Source organism: Wohlfahrtiimonas sp. G9077, from assembly GCF_002252155.1.
Lineage (GTDB): Bacteria > Pseudomonadota > Gammaproteobacteria > Cardiobacteriales > Wohlfahrtiimonadaceae > Wohlfahrtiimonas.
Map to the genome: position 1 here is coordinate 84,288 of NZ_NEFD01000001.1, position 13,526 is coordinate 97,813.

13 protein-coding genes are annotated in these 13,526 nt (G+C 44.6%); 11 read left to right on the forward strand and 2 right to left on the reverse strand.

Annotated features, from left to right (window positions below; genetic code table 11):
* Positions 1-7 precede the first annotated feature (7 nt).
* Together B9T20_RS00350 and B9T20_RS00355 are read right to left on the reverse strand one after the other, a co-directional pair.
* Positions 8-601, reverse strand: a complete 594-nt coding sequence (locus B9T20_RS00350; RefSeq protein WP_094489292.1) for a hypothetical protein — start codon at positions 599-601, stop codon at positions 8-10.
* A 74-nt stretch (positions 602-675) separates the two neighbouring features.
* A complete protein-coding gene (locus B9T20_RS00355; RefSeq protein WP_094489293.1) occupies positions 676-1,464 on the reverse strand; it encodes an alpha/beta fold hydrolase in 789 nt (262 codons plus the stop codon).
* Between the two features lie 101 nt (positions 1,465-1,565).
* Between B9T20_RS00355 and B9T20_RS00360 the strand changes: the two genes are divergently transcribed.
* The 11 genes from B9T20_RS00360 (at position 1,566) to B9T20_RS00410 (ending at position 13,356) form a co-directional block, all read left to right on the forward strand.
* On the forward strand, positions 1,566-2,729 hold the full coding sequence (locus B9T20_RS00360) for an 8-amino-7-oxononanoate synthase (protein ID WP_094489294.1): 1,164 nt from the start codon (positions 1,566-1,568) through the stop codon (positions 2,727-2,729).
* A complete protein-coding gene (gene bioC, locus B9T20_RS00365; protein WP_094489295.1) occupies positions 2,713-3,480 on the forward strand; it encodes a malonyl-ACP O-methyltransferase BioC in 768 nt (255 codons plus the stop codon). The genes B9T20_RS00360 and bioC overlap by 17 nt, the downstream gene beginning before the upstream one ends.
* A 167-nt stretch (positions 3,481-3,647) precedes the next feature.
* Positions 3,648-4,142: a 5-(carboxyamino)imidazole ribonucleotide mutase gene (gene purE, locus B9T20_RS00370; protein WP_094489296.1), complete on the forward strand. Its 495-nt coding sequence runs from the start codon at positions 3,648-3,650 to the stop codon at positions 4,140-4,142.
* Positions 4,143-5,270, forward strand: a complete 1,128-nt coding sequence (gene purK, locus B9T20_RS00375; RefSeq protein ID WP_094489297.1) for a 5-(carboxyamino)imidazole ribonucleotide synthase — start codon at positions 4,143-4,145, stop codon at positions 5,268-5,270.
* A complete protein-coding gene (purC, locus tag B9T20_RS00380; RefSeq protein ID WP_094489298.1) occupies positions 5,270-5,983 on the forward strand; it encodes a phosphoribosylaminoimidazolesuccinocarboxamide synthase in 714 nt (237 codons plus the stop codon). The genes purK and purC overlap by 1 nt, the downstream gene beginning before the upstream one ends.
* Positions 5,980-7,380 carry an amidophosphoribosyltransferase gene (purF, locus tag B9T20_RS00385; protein WP_094489299.1) on the forward strand — a complete coding sequence of 467 codons (1,401 nt, stop codon included), beginning with the start codon at positions 5,980-5,982 and terminating at the stop codon, positions 7,378-7,380. Before purC ends, purF begins: the two co-directional genes overlap by 4 nt.
* A complete protein-coding gene (gene purM, locus B9T20_RS00390) occupies positions 7,381-8,391 on the forward strand; it encodes a phosphoribosylformylglycinamidine cyclo-ligase (RefSeq protein ID WP_094489300.1) in 1,011 nt (336 codons plus the stop codon).
* Positions 8,392-8,444: 53 nt separating this feature from the next.
* Positions 8,445-9,029 (forward strand): phosphoribosylglycinamide formyltransferase, encoded by a 585-nt coding sequence (gene purN / locus B9T20_RS00395; RefSeq protein ID WP_063503546.1) that lies wholly within the window; start codon positions 8,445-8,447, stop codon positions 9,027-9,029.
* Positions 9,020-10,561: a bifunctional phosphoribosylaminoimidazolecarboxamide formyltransferase/IMP cyclohydrolase gene (gene purH, locus B9T20_RS00400; protein WP_094489301.1), complete on the forward strand. Its 1,542-nt coding sequence runs from the start codon at positions 9,020-9,022 to the stop codon at positions 10,559-10,561. The genes purN and purH overlap by 10 nt, the downstream gene beginning before the upstream one ends.
* Positions 10,562-11,346: 785 nt before the next feature.
* Positions 11,347-12,927, forward strand: coding sequence for a flavin monoamine oxidase family protein (locus tag B9T20_RS00405; RefSeq protein ID WP_094488518.1), 1,581 nt, complete (start codon positions 11,347-11,349; stop codon positions 12,925-12,927).
* 15 nt (positions 12,928-12,942) lie between these two features.
* On the forward strand, positions 12,943-13,356 hold the full coding sequence (locus B9T20_RS00410; RefSeq protein ID WP_008314795.1) for a cytochrome c: 414 nt from the start codon (positions 12,943-12,945) through the stop codon (positions 13,354-13,356).
* The last annotated feature ends 170 nt before the right edge of the window (positions 13,357-13,526 follow it).

The window sequence follows — 13,526 nt, forward strand, 5'->3', positions numbered from 1 at the left end:
TCTTGAGTTATTGCGCCGCCTTGTTGATGGCGCGAATGGTGCGTAAAATCGCTAAGCGCTCTGGTTTAGAGAGTAAACAGCGCGATAAGCGTTTGTCCATCAAATAAGGTTTGAGTGGACCTTTGTCTTTTTTATCCACACATAAAGCCAGTGCGTATTGACGCGTTGGATCATCAGTTTTAACGATGAGGGGACCTGTTTCACCCGGGAATTCTGCATTGATCACTTGCGTTGTGCCAACCGGCCAACGATAACTGACTTTCGTCATCACGCTGCCACGTAAGCTTTTGCCTGAGTAGATGTTTTCAATGGGCACCAAAACAGGCACGACTTTTTTATCTTTAATGGAGTAAAGATATTTGAGTTTTTTAAGGTTAAACAGCGCAAAGACAATTAAAAATGCCACGGCCAACACAGAGAGCGCCACAAAGCGCACCGCAATGGCACCGCTGAACATGAAAATGCCGATGATGCCAAGCATCAAGGCCACTAAACAGACCAAGCTATAAAAGCGTACTGAACGACCAATGCTGATGTGTAAGCGGCGGTCTGGAAAGCTCGCTTTGATCATTTCATTACATTTACCGATATCATAAGCCATATTTTATCCTTTGTTTAGACTATTATACTTTAAACTTAGTACGCCTCTATTTTAACCTATTTATGGGCAATTTTTTATGCTCCTTGCAAAATATATTGCATAAACCGCTCAGGATCTTCCTCAGGCAATAGATGATCACAGTTCGGCAATGGGCCAGAACCTGCTAAGCGACGATCTTTGGGTAAATGCTCTAATAATGCTTTTGAGGCCAATTGGAAAATGAGTCGAGAATCTTCTCCCCAACAGATGCGAACTGGCACAGGATATGCATTTAAGGCTGATTTGGTTAAAGGTTCAGGCTCTTTTTGTGTCAATAAACGTGATACAGTGTGGGCATTGTCTAATTTAATGGCTTGAATGCGGGGCGATTGATCCATTAATCCTATGTTTTTGGCGCTGCATGCTCTGACAAATGCATCGACGGCCACATCGGGCGAGCCATTTCTAAGGGCCTTAATCACCGGCGACATCATTTGATGAAGATCGCGGCTGAATGCTTTGAGGGCAGCGGGATCTTCTTCTAAGCCATAACTTGGCACGATGCAATCATATAAATAGAGTGCATTGAATAAATGTGGCGCTTTAAAGGCGGCAAGGAGTGCAACATGGCAGCTGTAAGACCATGCCACAAGCGACACAGGCGTTGCGTAATGTTGCGTGCAGTGGGCAATCAGTTGATCACTGTGGATCTCGGTATTGAATGCTTGTGCTGCAATGCTTTCGCCATCTGCCCCCGAACCTGACAACGTATAGGGAATCAATGGCAATTGCGGATGAGCATCTTGCAGTGGGGCAAAGGTGCGGCCATCGCCTAAAATGCCATGGAGCAATAAAATGGGTGAATCACAGTCTGTTAAATGCATAATCAACTCTCTTTTTGTGAACTTGAAAATTATATATGGGTTTACATCACAATGCCAATTGACCTATGATAGCCGTTCTTTGAGCCTTGAAAAGCAATTTTATGAACAGATGGTCAACACGAATTGAGCAAACTCTTGCGGAGCGTGCGGCAGCCGATGCATATCGTCGTCGCCGCAGTATGCAGAGCTTGCCAAATAATCAAGTGGTGGTGGATGGGCGTCGCTACTTGAATTTTGCCTCAAATGATTACTTAGGCTTGAGTCATTCATTGCCATTGATCACGGCTTGGCAAGAAGGTGCGGCGCTTTATGGCGTGGGCAGCGGCGGTTCAGGTTTAGTGACCGGTTATCAAGCGCCGCTTGAGGCATTGGAAGCAAAGCTTGCCGATTGGCTGGGTTATGCGCGCGCGATTGTTTATCCTTCTGGATTTTCCGTCAATCAGGCTGTGATCAAAGCACTGATTGATAAAGAAGATTGGATCATTGCAGATAAATTGAGTCATGCTTCTTTATTGGAAGCGGCCATGCTTGCAAAAGGCACCTTAAAACGTTTTGCCCACAATGATATTACCGCTTTGGTTCAACATTTGGATAAAGCCCATGAGCACGAAGCGGTCAGTCTTGTGGTGACTGAAGGTGTCTTTAGTATGGATGGCGATGAGGCGCCGCTTAAAGATATGGCAACTGTGGCTGAAGTGACGCCAGATTGTTTATGGATGGTGGATGATGCTCACGGCATTGGCGTCAATGGACGAGAAGGGCGCGGCACGTGTGATGCTCAAGGCGTGAAACCTGATCTATTGATCGTAACCTTTGGGAAAGCGTTTGGTTTAAACGGTGCAGCATTGTTGTGCTCAGATGCAATGGCGGAGTATTTTACGCAAGTGTCTCGTCCATTGATTTATAGCACCGCCATTTCACCGGCGCATGCGCATGCGTTATCCAAAGCGGTGGATTTGATCCGTAAAATGGATGCAGAACGCGCCCATTTACAAGCCTTGATTGCCCACTTTAAAAAAGAGATGGCAGCGCTTGGCATTGAAAATGCGTCCAACAGCCCCATTCAGCCGGTGATCATTGGCAGCAACGAGGCAAGTTTGCGTGTATCAGATGCCTTGAAAAGTCGCAACATTTGGGCAACGGCCATTCGTCCGCCCACTGTACCGCCAAACAGCGCCCGCATTCGCATTACTTTAAATGCTGCGCACAGCTTTGAACAAGTCGATCAACTCATTGAGGCCATGCACCATGCGCTTAGCCGATAAATCCCAAGTGGCCACCGCATTTGGGCGCGCTGCACACTCTTATGACACGGCGGCAACTGTACAAAAAACCGTGGCGGATGCCTTAATGGCACAATTAACTGCGCAAGTGCCGCTTGATCAAGCGTGTGTGTTAGATGCTGGCTGCGGCACCGGTTACATCAGTCATGCCTTGAAAAATCGGGGCGCAGCACATGTGACGGCGCTTGATCTGTCTGATGCCATGCTCACGCAAGCGATGCTCAAAGCATCTGCTCACGACTATGTGCAAGGGGACATTGAATCTCTCCCTTTGCCAAGTGATGCATTTGATGCGGTCATCAGCAGTTTAGCAGTGCAGTGGTGCCATGATTTACCACGTGCGCTCTCTGAGTTGGTGCGTGTGTTAAAGCCGGGCGGCCGATTGTATGTGGCAACATTGGCAGATCCGACATTGCATGAACTGAAACAAGCATGGCAAGCGGTGGATGATGCGCAGCATGTGGTGGATTTTTTGCCCGTAGCCAATATTGAATCGGCAGCAGAGGGTTTAGGCCGCGCTGTCCGATGTCATCATTATTGTGAAATTTTGACATTTTCTGGCATTTTTCCGCTCTTAAAAAGTTTACAAGGCATTGGCGCGACCGCCATTGACCGCACACATAAAGGTTTGATGGGTAAAGCACAGCTGCAAACCTTAGCCCGTGCTTATCCCCAGCACGCCACAGGCTTGCCATTGAGTTATTATGTGACTGAAATTGTTATCATAAAATGATCAAATGCCCATTTTATCGTCAGTGAAATGGGCTTTTGAGTAGCTGTCTGTAAAGATAATTAAATTATTTTATTTTACAAATAAAGACAAATTTGTATTTACATTTTTCAGTCGAACCCCTATAATCTAGCGCTTCCGATAGACTTGCATTATTTAAAGTTTGTGAGATGAAAAATCCAAAAGTTGCAGTAATTATGGGCAGTCAAAGCGACTTGCCAACCATGCAGTTTGCGATCGACATATTAGTCGAGTTTGATATCCCTCACCACGTGCAAGTAGTATCCGCACATCGTACCCCTGAGTTAATGTTTGAATTTGCCACCTCTGCGGTTGATCGAGGTTTTTCTGTGATCATTGCGGGCGCGGGCGGTGCTGCACATTTACCGGGCATGGTGGCGGCATTGACAACACTACCTGTGATTGGTGTCCCAGTTGAGAGTAAAGCCCTCAAAGGGATGGACTCCTTATTATCCATCGTACAAATGCCTGGCGGCGTACCTGTGGCGACCGTAGCCATTGGCACGGCAGGCGCTAAAAACGCGGGCTTATTGGCCGCACAAATGTTAGCGATCGCTGATCCGACATTGCGAGATCGTTTACAGAAGTACAGAAATGATCAGCGTGATTCTGTACTCCAACAAAAAATTAATATTGGAGAATAGATGATGAGATGCATTTTACCTAATCAAACAATCGGCATTATAGGAGGCGGTCAGTTAGGTAAGATGCTTGCAGCAGCAGCTAACCGAATGGGTTACCTCACGGCTGTTTATGATCCATCATTGCATGCACCAGCGTTTTCCATCGCCCATCAATACACCATTGGCCATTTTGATGACTATGAAGCCTTGAGTCAGTTTGTGGCTAAGTGCGATGTGGTGACGTACGAGTTTGAAAACATCAATGCCGACCTCGTCAAACGCCTTAATGAACAATACAACAACATTCCCCAGGGGCATTTTCCCCTCTGGATGACGCAAAATCGCATGCGTGAAAAAGAGCACATCGTCAATGCAGGTTTACCGGTGCCACCGATTGTAATGGTGGATAGTTTAGGTGATGAATGGCTTGGGCTGCCCGAGAAGTTAGGCTTCCCGTTTGTGGTCAAAACCTCAGAAGGCGGTTATGATGGCAAAGGGCAAGCAGTGGTGCGATCTAGAGAAGATCTACCCAATAAACTTTTTGCCTTGATGGATTCATCCGTAATTGCTGAAGCCTTTGTGGATTATGATTTTGAGGCTTCCATCATCGGTGTGCGCGGGCAAGATGGCGAGTTTGTCACATTCCCTGTGGCGCGCAATGAACACATCAATAACATCTTACATTGTTCAATCGCCTCAATGGATGAATCCCCTGATTTAACCGAACGCTTACACACAATGCTTAAAAACCTCATGGAAAAATACAATGTGGTGGGCATTTTAGCGATGGAAGTGTTCGTCAAGGGCGATGAAATTTACGTCAATGAGCTCGCACCGCGTCCACACAACTCAGGGCATTACACCATTGAAGGCTGCACGACAAGCCAGTTTGAGCAAGCAATCCGTGCTGTGTGTGGCTTACCTTTAGGCTGCACCACACTTCGTCAAACCACGATCATGTATAACTTGCTTGGCCAGCATATCGAACCCTTGATGACCTATTTACCCCATTTATCGCGCCATGGTCACGTCCATTTGTACGGTAAAAAAGAGAACAAATTTAATCGCAAAGTTGGTCATGTGACCTTTACGTGCGATCAACAGACGCAGGAATTTTCTCACGCTGTTTTTACTCATCAGGAGGAGTAATGAAAAACGCATTGTTGTACGAAGGAAAAGCAAAACAAATCTATTCAACGAACAACCCAGATGAAGTGATCATCTATTATAAAGATGATGCCACCGCGGGCAATGGCGCGAAAAAGGCGCAGTTTGAGGATAAAGGACGCTTGAATTCTGAGATTTCTCGCATGATTTTTGCTCAATTGATGAAAGATGGCATCAAAACGCATCTCATCAAAGCCGTCAATGAGCGTGAGCAGTTGTGCCATAAAGTGGACATCATTTTATTGGAAGCGATTGTGCGTAACATTGCGGCAGGTTCTCTTGTTAAACGTATTGGCTTGACGGAAGGCGAAAAGCTCAATCCCCCTATTTTAGAGTTCTGTTATAAAAATGATGCATTCAATGATCCATTGATTAACGATGATCACGCCATTGCGCTTGGTTTGGCCACGAAAGCAGAACTTGATCACATGCGCAGCGAAATGCTCAAAATCAATGAGTTTTTAAAAGCATTGTGGTTAGAAGTGGGCATTGATTTGGTGGACTTTAAAATCGAATTTGGCCGCATGAAGGATGGCACCATCGTCTTGGCCGATGAGATCAGCCCAGATACTTGTCGCTTATGGGACAGCAAAACCCATGAGAAATTGGATAAAGATCGTTTCCGCCAAGATATGGGCGGCGTGATCGAAGCGTATCAAGAAATCCATCGTCGTTTAGAGGAACGCTCCGAATGAGCATGAAACAACTGAATGAAGAGTGCGGCGTTTTTGCAGTTTCAGGCAATCCTGAAGCGGCAACGCTGACATATTATGGCTTGCACGCATTGCAGCATCGCGGGCAAGAGAGTGCAGGGATCGCAACATTGACAGATGATGGCAAAATCATCTGTGTCAAAGGTGAAGGTTTATTAACTGAAGTCTTTGCAGATCCAAAAAAATTACAAAGTTTGGTGGGTTCAACATCCATTGGGCACGTGCGTTACCCAACAAACAGCTCACGCGGTGTGATCAATGCGCATCCGATTGTGTTGAGCACCACAGATGAAACCATCGCCATTGCCTTTAATGGCGCATTGACGAACTCAGATGAGTTAAAAGTGCGTTTAGAAAAAGAGGGCAGCGTGTTCCATTCCTCCGGTGAAACAGAGCTCTTAGGCCATTTGTTGCGCCGTTGTACGGGCACATTTTTAGAGCGTTTAAAGCAGAGCTTATTGCAGATCGAAGGCGCGTATAGCTACACCGTATTGCATGACAGCGGCTTATATGTGGCGCGTGATCCACACGGCATTCGTCCCTTATCAATGGGGAAAATGCCAAGCGGTGGTTATGTGTTTGCCTCAGAAACCTGTGCGTTTGACATTGTCGGCGCAGCGTTTGTGCGTGATGTTGAGCCCGGTGAAGTGATCACCATTGAAGATGGAAAAGTGATCTCAAGCTTTTTAGAAACAGAGCGCACACATGCTCTTTGCATGATGGAATATGTCTATTTCTCTCGTCCTGACAGTGATTTAGAGGGTAAAAATGTGCACGCTGTGCGTAAACGCAGTGGCATTGAGCTCTTTAAAGAGGCGCACATTGATGCAGACATTGTCATTGGTGTGCCGGATTCAAGCATCTCTGCTGCCATCGGCTATGCAGAAGCTTCTGGCTTACCCAATGAAATGGGGCTCATTAAGAATCGTTACATTGGGCGCACCTTCATTCAGCCAACCCAAGAGTTGCGTGAGCGCGGCGTTCGCATGAAGATCTCTGCCATCAGCAGCATTGTGAAGGATAAGCGCGTCATTTTGATCGATGACTCAATTGTGCGTGGTACGACAAGTAAACGCATCGCATCTTTACTTCGCACGGCGGGCGCAAAAGAGATTCACATGCGTGTGTCTTCTCCGATTTTTAAATATCCATGTTATTACGGCGTTGATGCCACAAATCCGCGTGAGTTATTGGCGCAGCATCAAAAAACGGTGGAAGATATGCGCCGTTACATTGATGTGGATTCCTTGGCATTTTTAAGTCCTGAAGGTTTAATCAAAGCCACAGGGCACTCTGCGGATCGCGGTGAAAATTGCGGTTTGTGCATGGGTTGTTTCACCAACCATTATCCCACGAATATTCAGTTTAATGAGGCATAAATGAGTCAAGCATATAAAGAAGCAGGCGTAAACTTAGAAGCAGGCTATGAGTCTGTTGAGCGCATCAAAAAACATGTGATGAGCACCATGCGTTTTGGCGCGATGAATCTCTTTGGCGATTTTGGTGGGGCGTTTGACTTATCTGAATTGGGATATCAAAAGCCAGTATTAGTCTCAGGCACCGATGGGGTTGGCACCAAATTAAAATTGGCCTTTGAGATGAACATTCATGACACCATCGGCATTGATGCTGTTGCAATGTGTGTGAATGACATCTTAACGCAAGGCGCGGAGCCTCTATTCTTTTTAGATTACATTGCGTGCGGCGCAAACAATCCGGCACAAATTGAAGCGATTGTTGCTGGCGTGGCAGAAGGTTGCCGACAATCAAATGCCACATTGCTGGGCGGTGAAACTGCAGAGATGCCAGGTTTTTACCAAGATGGCGAATATGACATTGCAGGCTTTGCAGTGGGCGCGGTTGAAAAAGATGAGCGCATCACAAAAGAGAACGTAAAACTGGGTGATGTGATCATTGGCTTGCCATCAAGCGGCGTGCACAGCAATGGCTTCTCATTGGTGCGCCACATCATTAAAAATCATGGTTTATCTTTGCATGAAACGTATCCAGGCTTTGATCGACCACTTGGGGAAGTGTTATTGACCCCAACGATGTTGTATGTGCGTCCTGTTTTAGAGTTATTGAAAGCAGCTAAAGTCCACGCAATGGTGCACATCACCGGTGGTGGTTTTTATGAAAACGTACCGCGTGCATTGCCTGAAGGCATGGGTGCTGAGTTTGTCAAAGGCTCATGGGACATGCCAGCCATTTTCCCATTTTTACAAGAGACAGCCAACATCCCTGAAGAAGAGATGTACAGCGTCTTTAACATGGGTGTGGGCTTTATGTTAATGGTGGCAAAAGAGGATGCGGAACGCATTCTTGCCCACAATGCAGATGCGAAAATCATCGGTAAAGTGACAGATTCCGGGCAAATCACCTTCCAATAATTCAATCACCCCAAATCCTCTGTATTTGGGGTTTTCATTTAAATGGATGAATCATGACGAAAATTGCAGTGTTTGGTTCAGGCAGCGGAACCAACTTTGATGCCATTATGAAATGGATCAACAATGGCAAATTACAAGCTGAAGTTGTTTTGGTGGTGTGTGATCAAAAAGGTGCGGGCATCATTGAAAAAGCTGAACGTGAAGGGTTAGAAACTTTTGTTTTTAGCGCAAAAGATTATGCCTCTAAAGCTGAATATGAAGCTGTATTGGTTGAAAAAATGCGCTTGCTTGGCGTTCAATGGGTGGTGCTTGCAGGTTTTATGCGTTTGGTGGGGGAGACTTTATTAAATGCTTATCCACACCATATCATCAATATCCATCCTTCATTATTGCCAGCCTATAAAGGCAAAGATGCCATTGGTCAAGCGTACCGTGCAAAGGAAACAAAGATCGGTGTCACCATTCATTATGTGGATGAAGGCATGGACACCGGCGAAATCATTGCCCAAAAAGCCATTGAATTAACAGGAAATGAGTCACTTGAGGAAGTGGCGTACATGATCCATGCCGTCGAGCATGGATTGTATCCCGCCACTTTAGAAATGTTGTTTACAAAGGAGAAGTCGTTGTGTCTATAAAGCGTGCATTATTAAGCGTCAGTGATAAAGCTGGTATTGTTGAATTTGCTCAATCGTTGGCGAATTTGGGCTATGAACTCATCTCAACAGGTGGGACAAAAAAAGCCATTTTTGATGCAGGCATTGCCGTCAAAGACATTTCAGAGATCACAGAATTCCCTGAAATGATGGATGGCCGTGTGAAAACCTTACACCCAAAAGTGCACGGTGGTTTATTGTCCATTCGCGGCAATGCAGACCATACAAAAGCGATGGCAGACAATGGCATTGAGTACATCGATTTGGTGTGTGTGAATTTGTATCCTTTTAAAGAGACCATTTCTAAACCGGGCGTGACGTATCAAGACGCGATTGAAAACATCGACATTGGCGGCCCTTCTATGTTGCGCTCTGCGGCTAAAAACCATGCATTTGTGACAGTGGTGACAGATCCTGCCGATTATGCAGTGGTGATCGAAGAGATCAAAGCAAGCGGTGACACCACTTTTGAAACCCGTCAGCGTTTAGCCCTCAAAGTGTTTCAAACCACAGCAGCATATGATGCCTTGATTGCCGATTACTTTGCGCGCACATTAGGCGATGCATTCCCTGAAAAATTGACATTGACGTTTGAAAAACAGCAAGCGCTTCGTTATGGGGAAAACCCACATCAAGCTGCGGCGTTTTATCGCACGCCCTTAGCAGAAAGCAATGCCCTTGCATATGCCAAACAATTGCATGGTAAAGAGCTCTCTTATAACAACATCCAAGATGGCAATGCGGCTGTGAACATCATGCTTGAATATAAAGAGCCTGTGGTGGTTGCTGTCAAACACATGAATCCATGCGGTGTTGGCACGGGGTCAACTTTGTTTGAAGCATGGACAAAAGCTTTTGAAGCCGATTCTACCTCCATTTTCGGTGGCATCATTGCCACGAATCAGGTGATTGATGCACAAACAGCGACAGAAATGAGCAAGATTTTCTTAGAAATCATCATTGCGCCTGCATTCACATCCGAAGCGCGTGAGATTTTAGAAGCGAAGAAAAACATTCGTTTATTGGAAAATCCTGCGATGGTCTCTGAGCTGGATGGTGAATACACCACAACGGCGGTCAATGGCGGTTTATTGGTGCAAACGAAAGATCGTGGCGCCATTAACTTTGATGACTTTGAAATTGTCACAGAACGTGTGCCAACGAATGAAGAGAAAGAAGCTTTGCTCTTTGCTTGGAAAGTGGTGAAACATGTGAAATCAAACGCCATTGTCGTCGCTAAAGCGGGGCAAACCTTGGGCATTGGCGCCGGTCAAATGAATCGTGTGGGCGCTGCTAAAATCGCTTTAGAGCAAGCAGGCAGTGAAGCCGAAGGCAATGTATTGGCATCGGATGCCTTCTTCCCAATGGCAGACACATTAGAGATCGCGGCCAAAGCAGGCATTAAAGCCATCATTCAACCGGGCGGTTCCATTAAGGATCAAGATTCGATTGATGTGGCCAATCAATACGGCATTGCCATGGTCTTTACGAAAAAGCGTCACTTTAAACACTAATATGAGTTAAAACGGTCACCGAGGATGATGGCAATTCCCTCAAGCAAAGGCGCCATCATCCTCGGTTGGCAGTGCAATGCTGCCGAACGCCGATTGTATCATCCCTCTTTAGCATCATCTTCCACTATTTTTATATGATCATTTCTCTTTATGAGGCTCATAGACAAGCTTTATTGCGCTTGTTATTCGCGCCAAATCCTTGTCATATAAAGATATATATAGCGAAAATGTGGTTAAAATCTATACAGACTGCCATTTTTATGGGGCAATGGCCAATTTATTGATGCATTCAGTATTTTATGGAATCAATCAATTATTGAAACATTAAAAGCCATGGGTAAAAGTTCTTTATTACATTGTTGTTACAAGATAGTTAATTGAAAAATAATGATTTTTTATAAATTTTGTGCGCTTTATGTGCGATTTTGCTGACTAATTATCAAACAATAATGATTGCTGTTTAATAAAAAAATGCTAGAAATATGACAATTATTCTTTGTTTAATTAAAGATTTTTTTGATCTGAAGAATTTAGATTTAGTCAATGATATAAGTCAAAAAACTACTGTTTTTTATCAACTATTTTAAAGTCAAGTTTTTAAGTATTTGAAAAGTAATGATAAAATGCGCATAAAAATTTAGCAGGTCTTTCAAAATCACTGTGCTATGATCCGCTGCCTGTGCTCTTGGTGGCACAGTTAGAATTTATTGTTTTGATGCTTGTCATGAAAATGAACTGTTTTTAGTGATAAATGTCAAGCAAATGTCAGAGTAGTGAGGAAAATTATGGCTGAACAGGCTACAGAAATGAAGCGTCGCGACCTTTTAAAAATGATCGGTGCGACGGCCGGTGGATTTGCACTTTACAATTCCATGATGGCGTTTGGATTCATGAACAACAGTGATTTCAAAGGCACACCAGATTTAAGCAATGCACCTAAAGGCGCAACTGTCCTCGTATTAGGGGCAGGCCTTGCAGGTTTAGTGTCTGCTTATGAGCTTAAAAAAGCGGGTTACAATGTTAAGATCTTAGACTTTAATGACCGAGTCGGTGGTCGTGCATGGTCTTTACGTGGTGGCGACGTTTACACTGAGTTAGGTGGTCATACACAAAAATGTGAATTTGACGAAGGTTTATACTTAAATCCTGGTCCTTGGCGCGTTCCTTACCATCACCAAGGTTATTTACATTATGCACGTGAGTTTGGCGTAGAAATGCAACCGTTCCAACAAGTGAACCAAAATGCATACTTACACAACTCTCAAGCCTTCGGTGGTAAACCACAAAGATACCGTGAAATCTTCTCTGATTTCCGTGGTTACACCAATGAATTATTGGCCAAATCCATCAACCAAAATCAATTGGATGAAGTGGTCACTAAAGAAAACAAAGAGATGTTGTTAGAGTCCATTAAAGAGTGGGGCGGTTTAGATAAAAACTATCGCTACACAGGACCAAGCGGTTCACCATTCCGTGGTTGGGCACAAGATGCGAACGCAACACATGACAACATTCCATCCACACCATTAGATTTCAATGACGTATTGTCTTCACGTTTATGGTCAGCATTGAACATGCATTTCGATTATGAATATGCATCCACAATCTTCCAACCAAAAGGCGGTATGGATCAATTACCTAAAGCGATTGCTAAAGGTTTGATGTCCAACATTCGTTTGAACTCTAAAGTGACTAAATTGATCCAAGACGATAAAGGCGTAACTGTTACGTACTTAGATCGTGCCAATGGTGATAAAGAGATGGTGGAAACAGCAGATTACTGTGTGTGTACCATTCCATTCTCAATTTTAGCGCAGATTCCAAACAACTTAAGCGCGCCAGTGAAAAGCGGTATTGCAGCGGTGCATTATGCCACAAGCTTTAAAGCGGGTATCCAATTTAAGCGTCGCTTCTGGGAAGAAGATGAGCAAATCTATGGTGGCGTGACATTCACTGATTTACCGATTGGTCAGATCTCTTACCCAAGCACAGATTACCTCTCAAAAGGTAAAGGTGTGGTGTTAGGTTCTTACTTGTTCGGCATCAACTCTTTTGAATTCTCTGCAAAAACACCTGAAGAGCGCATGAAAAAAGTGATGGAAAACTTCCAAAAAATCCATCCTCAAGCGGTTAAAGAGTTTGACAATGGTATTTCTGTGGCATGGCATCGTCAGCCATCAACATTAGGTTGTTATGGTTTATGGACAGAAGATACACGTGCTAAGCATTTCAAAAATGTCTCCACGATGGACAACCGCGTAGTATTGGCAGGTGAGCATGTTTCTTACATCCCTGCATGGCAAGAAGGTGCGATTTTATCTGCACTTGAAGCCATTGGCCAATTACACGCAAGAGCATCAAAATAATCTGAGGACGATGAAATGAAAAAACTTCTTTTAGGCACGGCTTTATTCAGCTTAATGAGCAGTCTTGTATTTGCTGATGGTGCAGGCGGTGTGAACGATAAAACTGTGATCACAAAACGCGATGGCGCAGAAATCTATGCTGTTTCTTGTGCAGGTTGCCACATGCCAGATGGTAAAGGTGCAGTCGGCGCAGGTTTCTACCCAAGCCTTGTGAACAACCCTAAATTACAACAACCTGCTTACCCAAGCATTGTTGTATTGTACGGCTTGCATGGCATGCCAGCATTAGGTGGCATTTTAGATGATGAACAAATCGCAAACGTTGTGAACTATGTACGTTCAAACTTCAACGGCATCGATAAAGGCATCACAGCGAAAGATGTCACACCAATGCGTGTGAAAGATTATCAATATAACGACTTGAACTAATCCTTCAAGCGATTAAGATAGGCAATCTCTGATGAGGTTGCCTTTTTTTACGTCATCACGTAATTATTCATCAAATAAATGGTATGATGTTCACCTTTGATGAACCTGATTGTTGTCAATAGGATGAATATGCCGCAACCGCCGAATTCTCTTGTATTCGATGACCCTGT

What these genes read in the sequence shown, in the direction of transcription:
- purC (WP_094489298.1), top strand. Translation starts at nt 5,270, where the DNA reads ATGAAAAACGCATTGTTGTACGAAGGAAAAGCAAAACAAATCTATTCA.
- bioC (WP_094489295.1), top strand. Translation starts at nt 2,713, where the DNA reads ATGCGCTTAGCCGATAAATCCCAAGTGGCCACCGCATTTGGGCGCGCT.
- B9T20_RS00405 (WP_094488518.1), top strand. Translation starts at nt 11,347, where the DNA reads ATGGCTGAACAGGCTACAGAAATGAAGCGTCGCGACCTTTTAAAAATG.
- B9T20_RS00410 (WP_008314795.1), top strand. Translation starts at nt 12,943, where the DNA reads ATGAAAAAACTTCTTTTAGGCACGGCTTTATTCAGCTTAATGAGCAGT.
- purE (WP_094489296.1), top strand. Translation starts at nt 3,648, where the DNA reads ATGAAAAATCCAAAAGTTGCAGTAATTATGGGCAGTCAAAGCGACTTG.
- B9T20_RS00355 (WP_094489293.1), bottom strand. Translation starts at nt 1,464, where the DNA reads ATGCATTTAACAGACTGTGATTCACCCATTTTATTGCTCCATGGCATT.
- B9T20_RS00350 (WP_094489292.1), bottom strand. Translation starts at nt 601, where the DNA reads ATGGCTTATGATATCGGTAAATGTAATGAAATGATCAAAGCGAGCTTT.
- purF (WP_094489299.1), top strand. Translation starts at nt 5,980, where the DNA reads ATGAGCATGAAACAACTGAATGAAGAGTGCGGCGTTTTTGCAGTTTCA.
- purN (WP_063503546.1), top strand. Translation starts at nt 8,445, where the DNA reads ATGACGAAAATTGCAGTGTTTGGTTCAGGCAGCGGAACCAACTTTGAT.
- purM (WP_094489300.1), top strand. Translation starts at nt 7,381, where the DNA reads ATGAGTCAAGCATATAAAGAAGCAGGCGTAAACTTAGAAGCAGGCTAT.
- purK (WP_094489297.1), top strand. Translation starts at nt 4,143, where the DNA reads ATGATGAGATGCATTTTACCTAATCAAACAATCGGCATTATAGGAGGC.
- B9T20_RS00360 (WP_094489294.1), top strand. Translation starts at nt 1,566, where the DNA reads ATGAACAGATGGTCAACACGAATTGAGCAAACTCTTGCGGAGCGTGCG.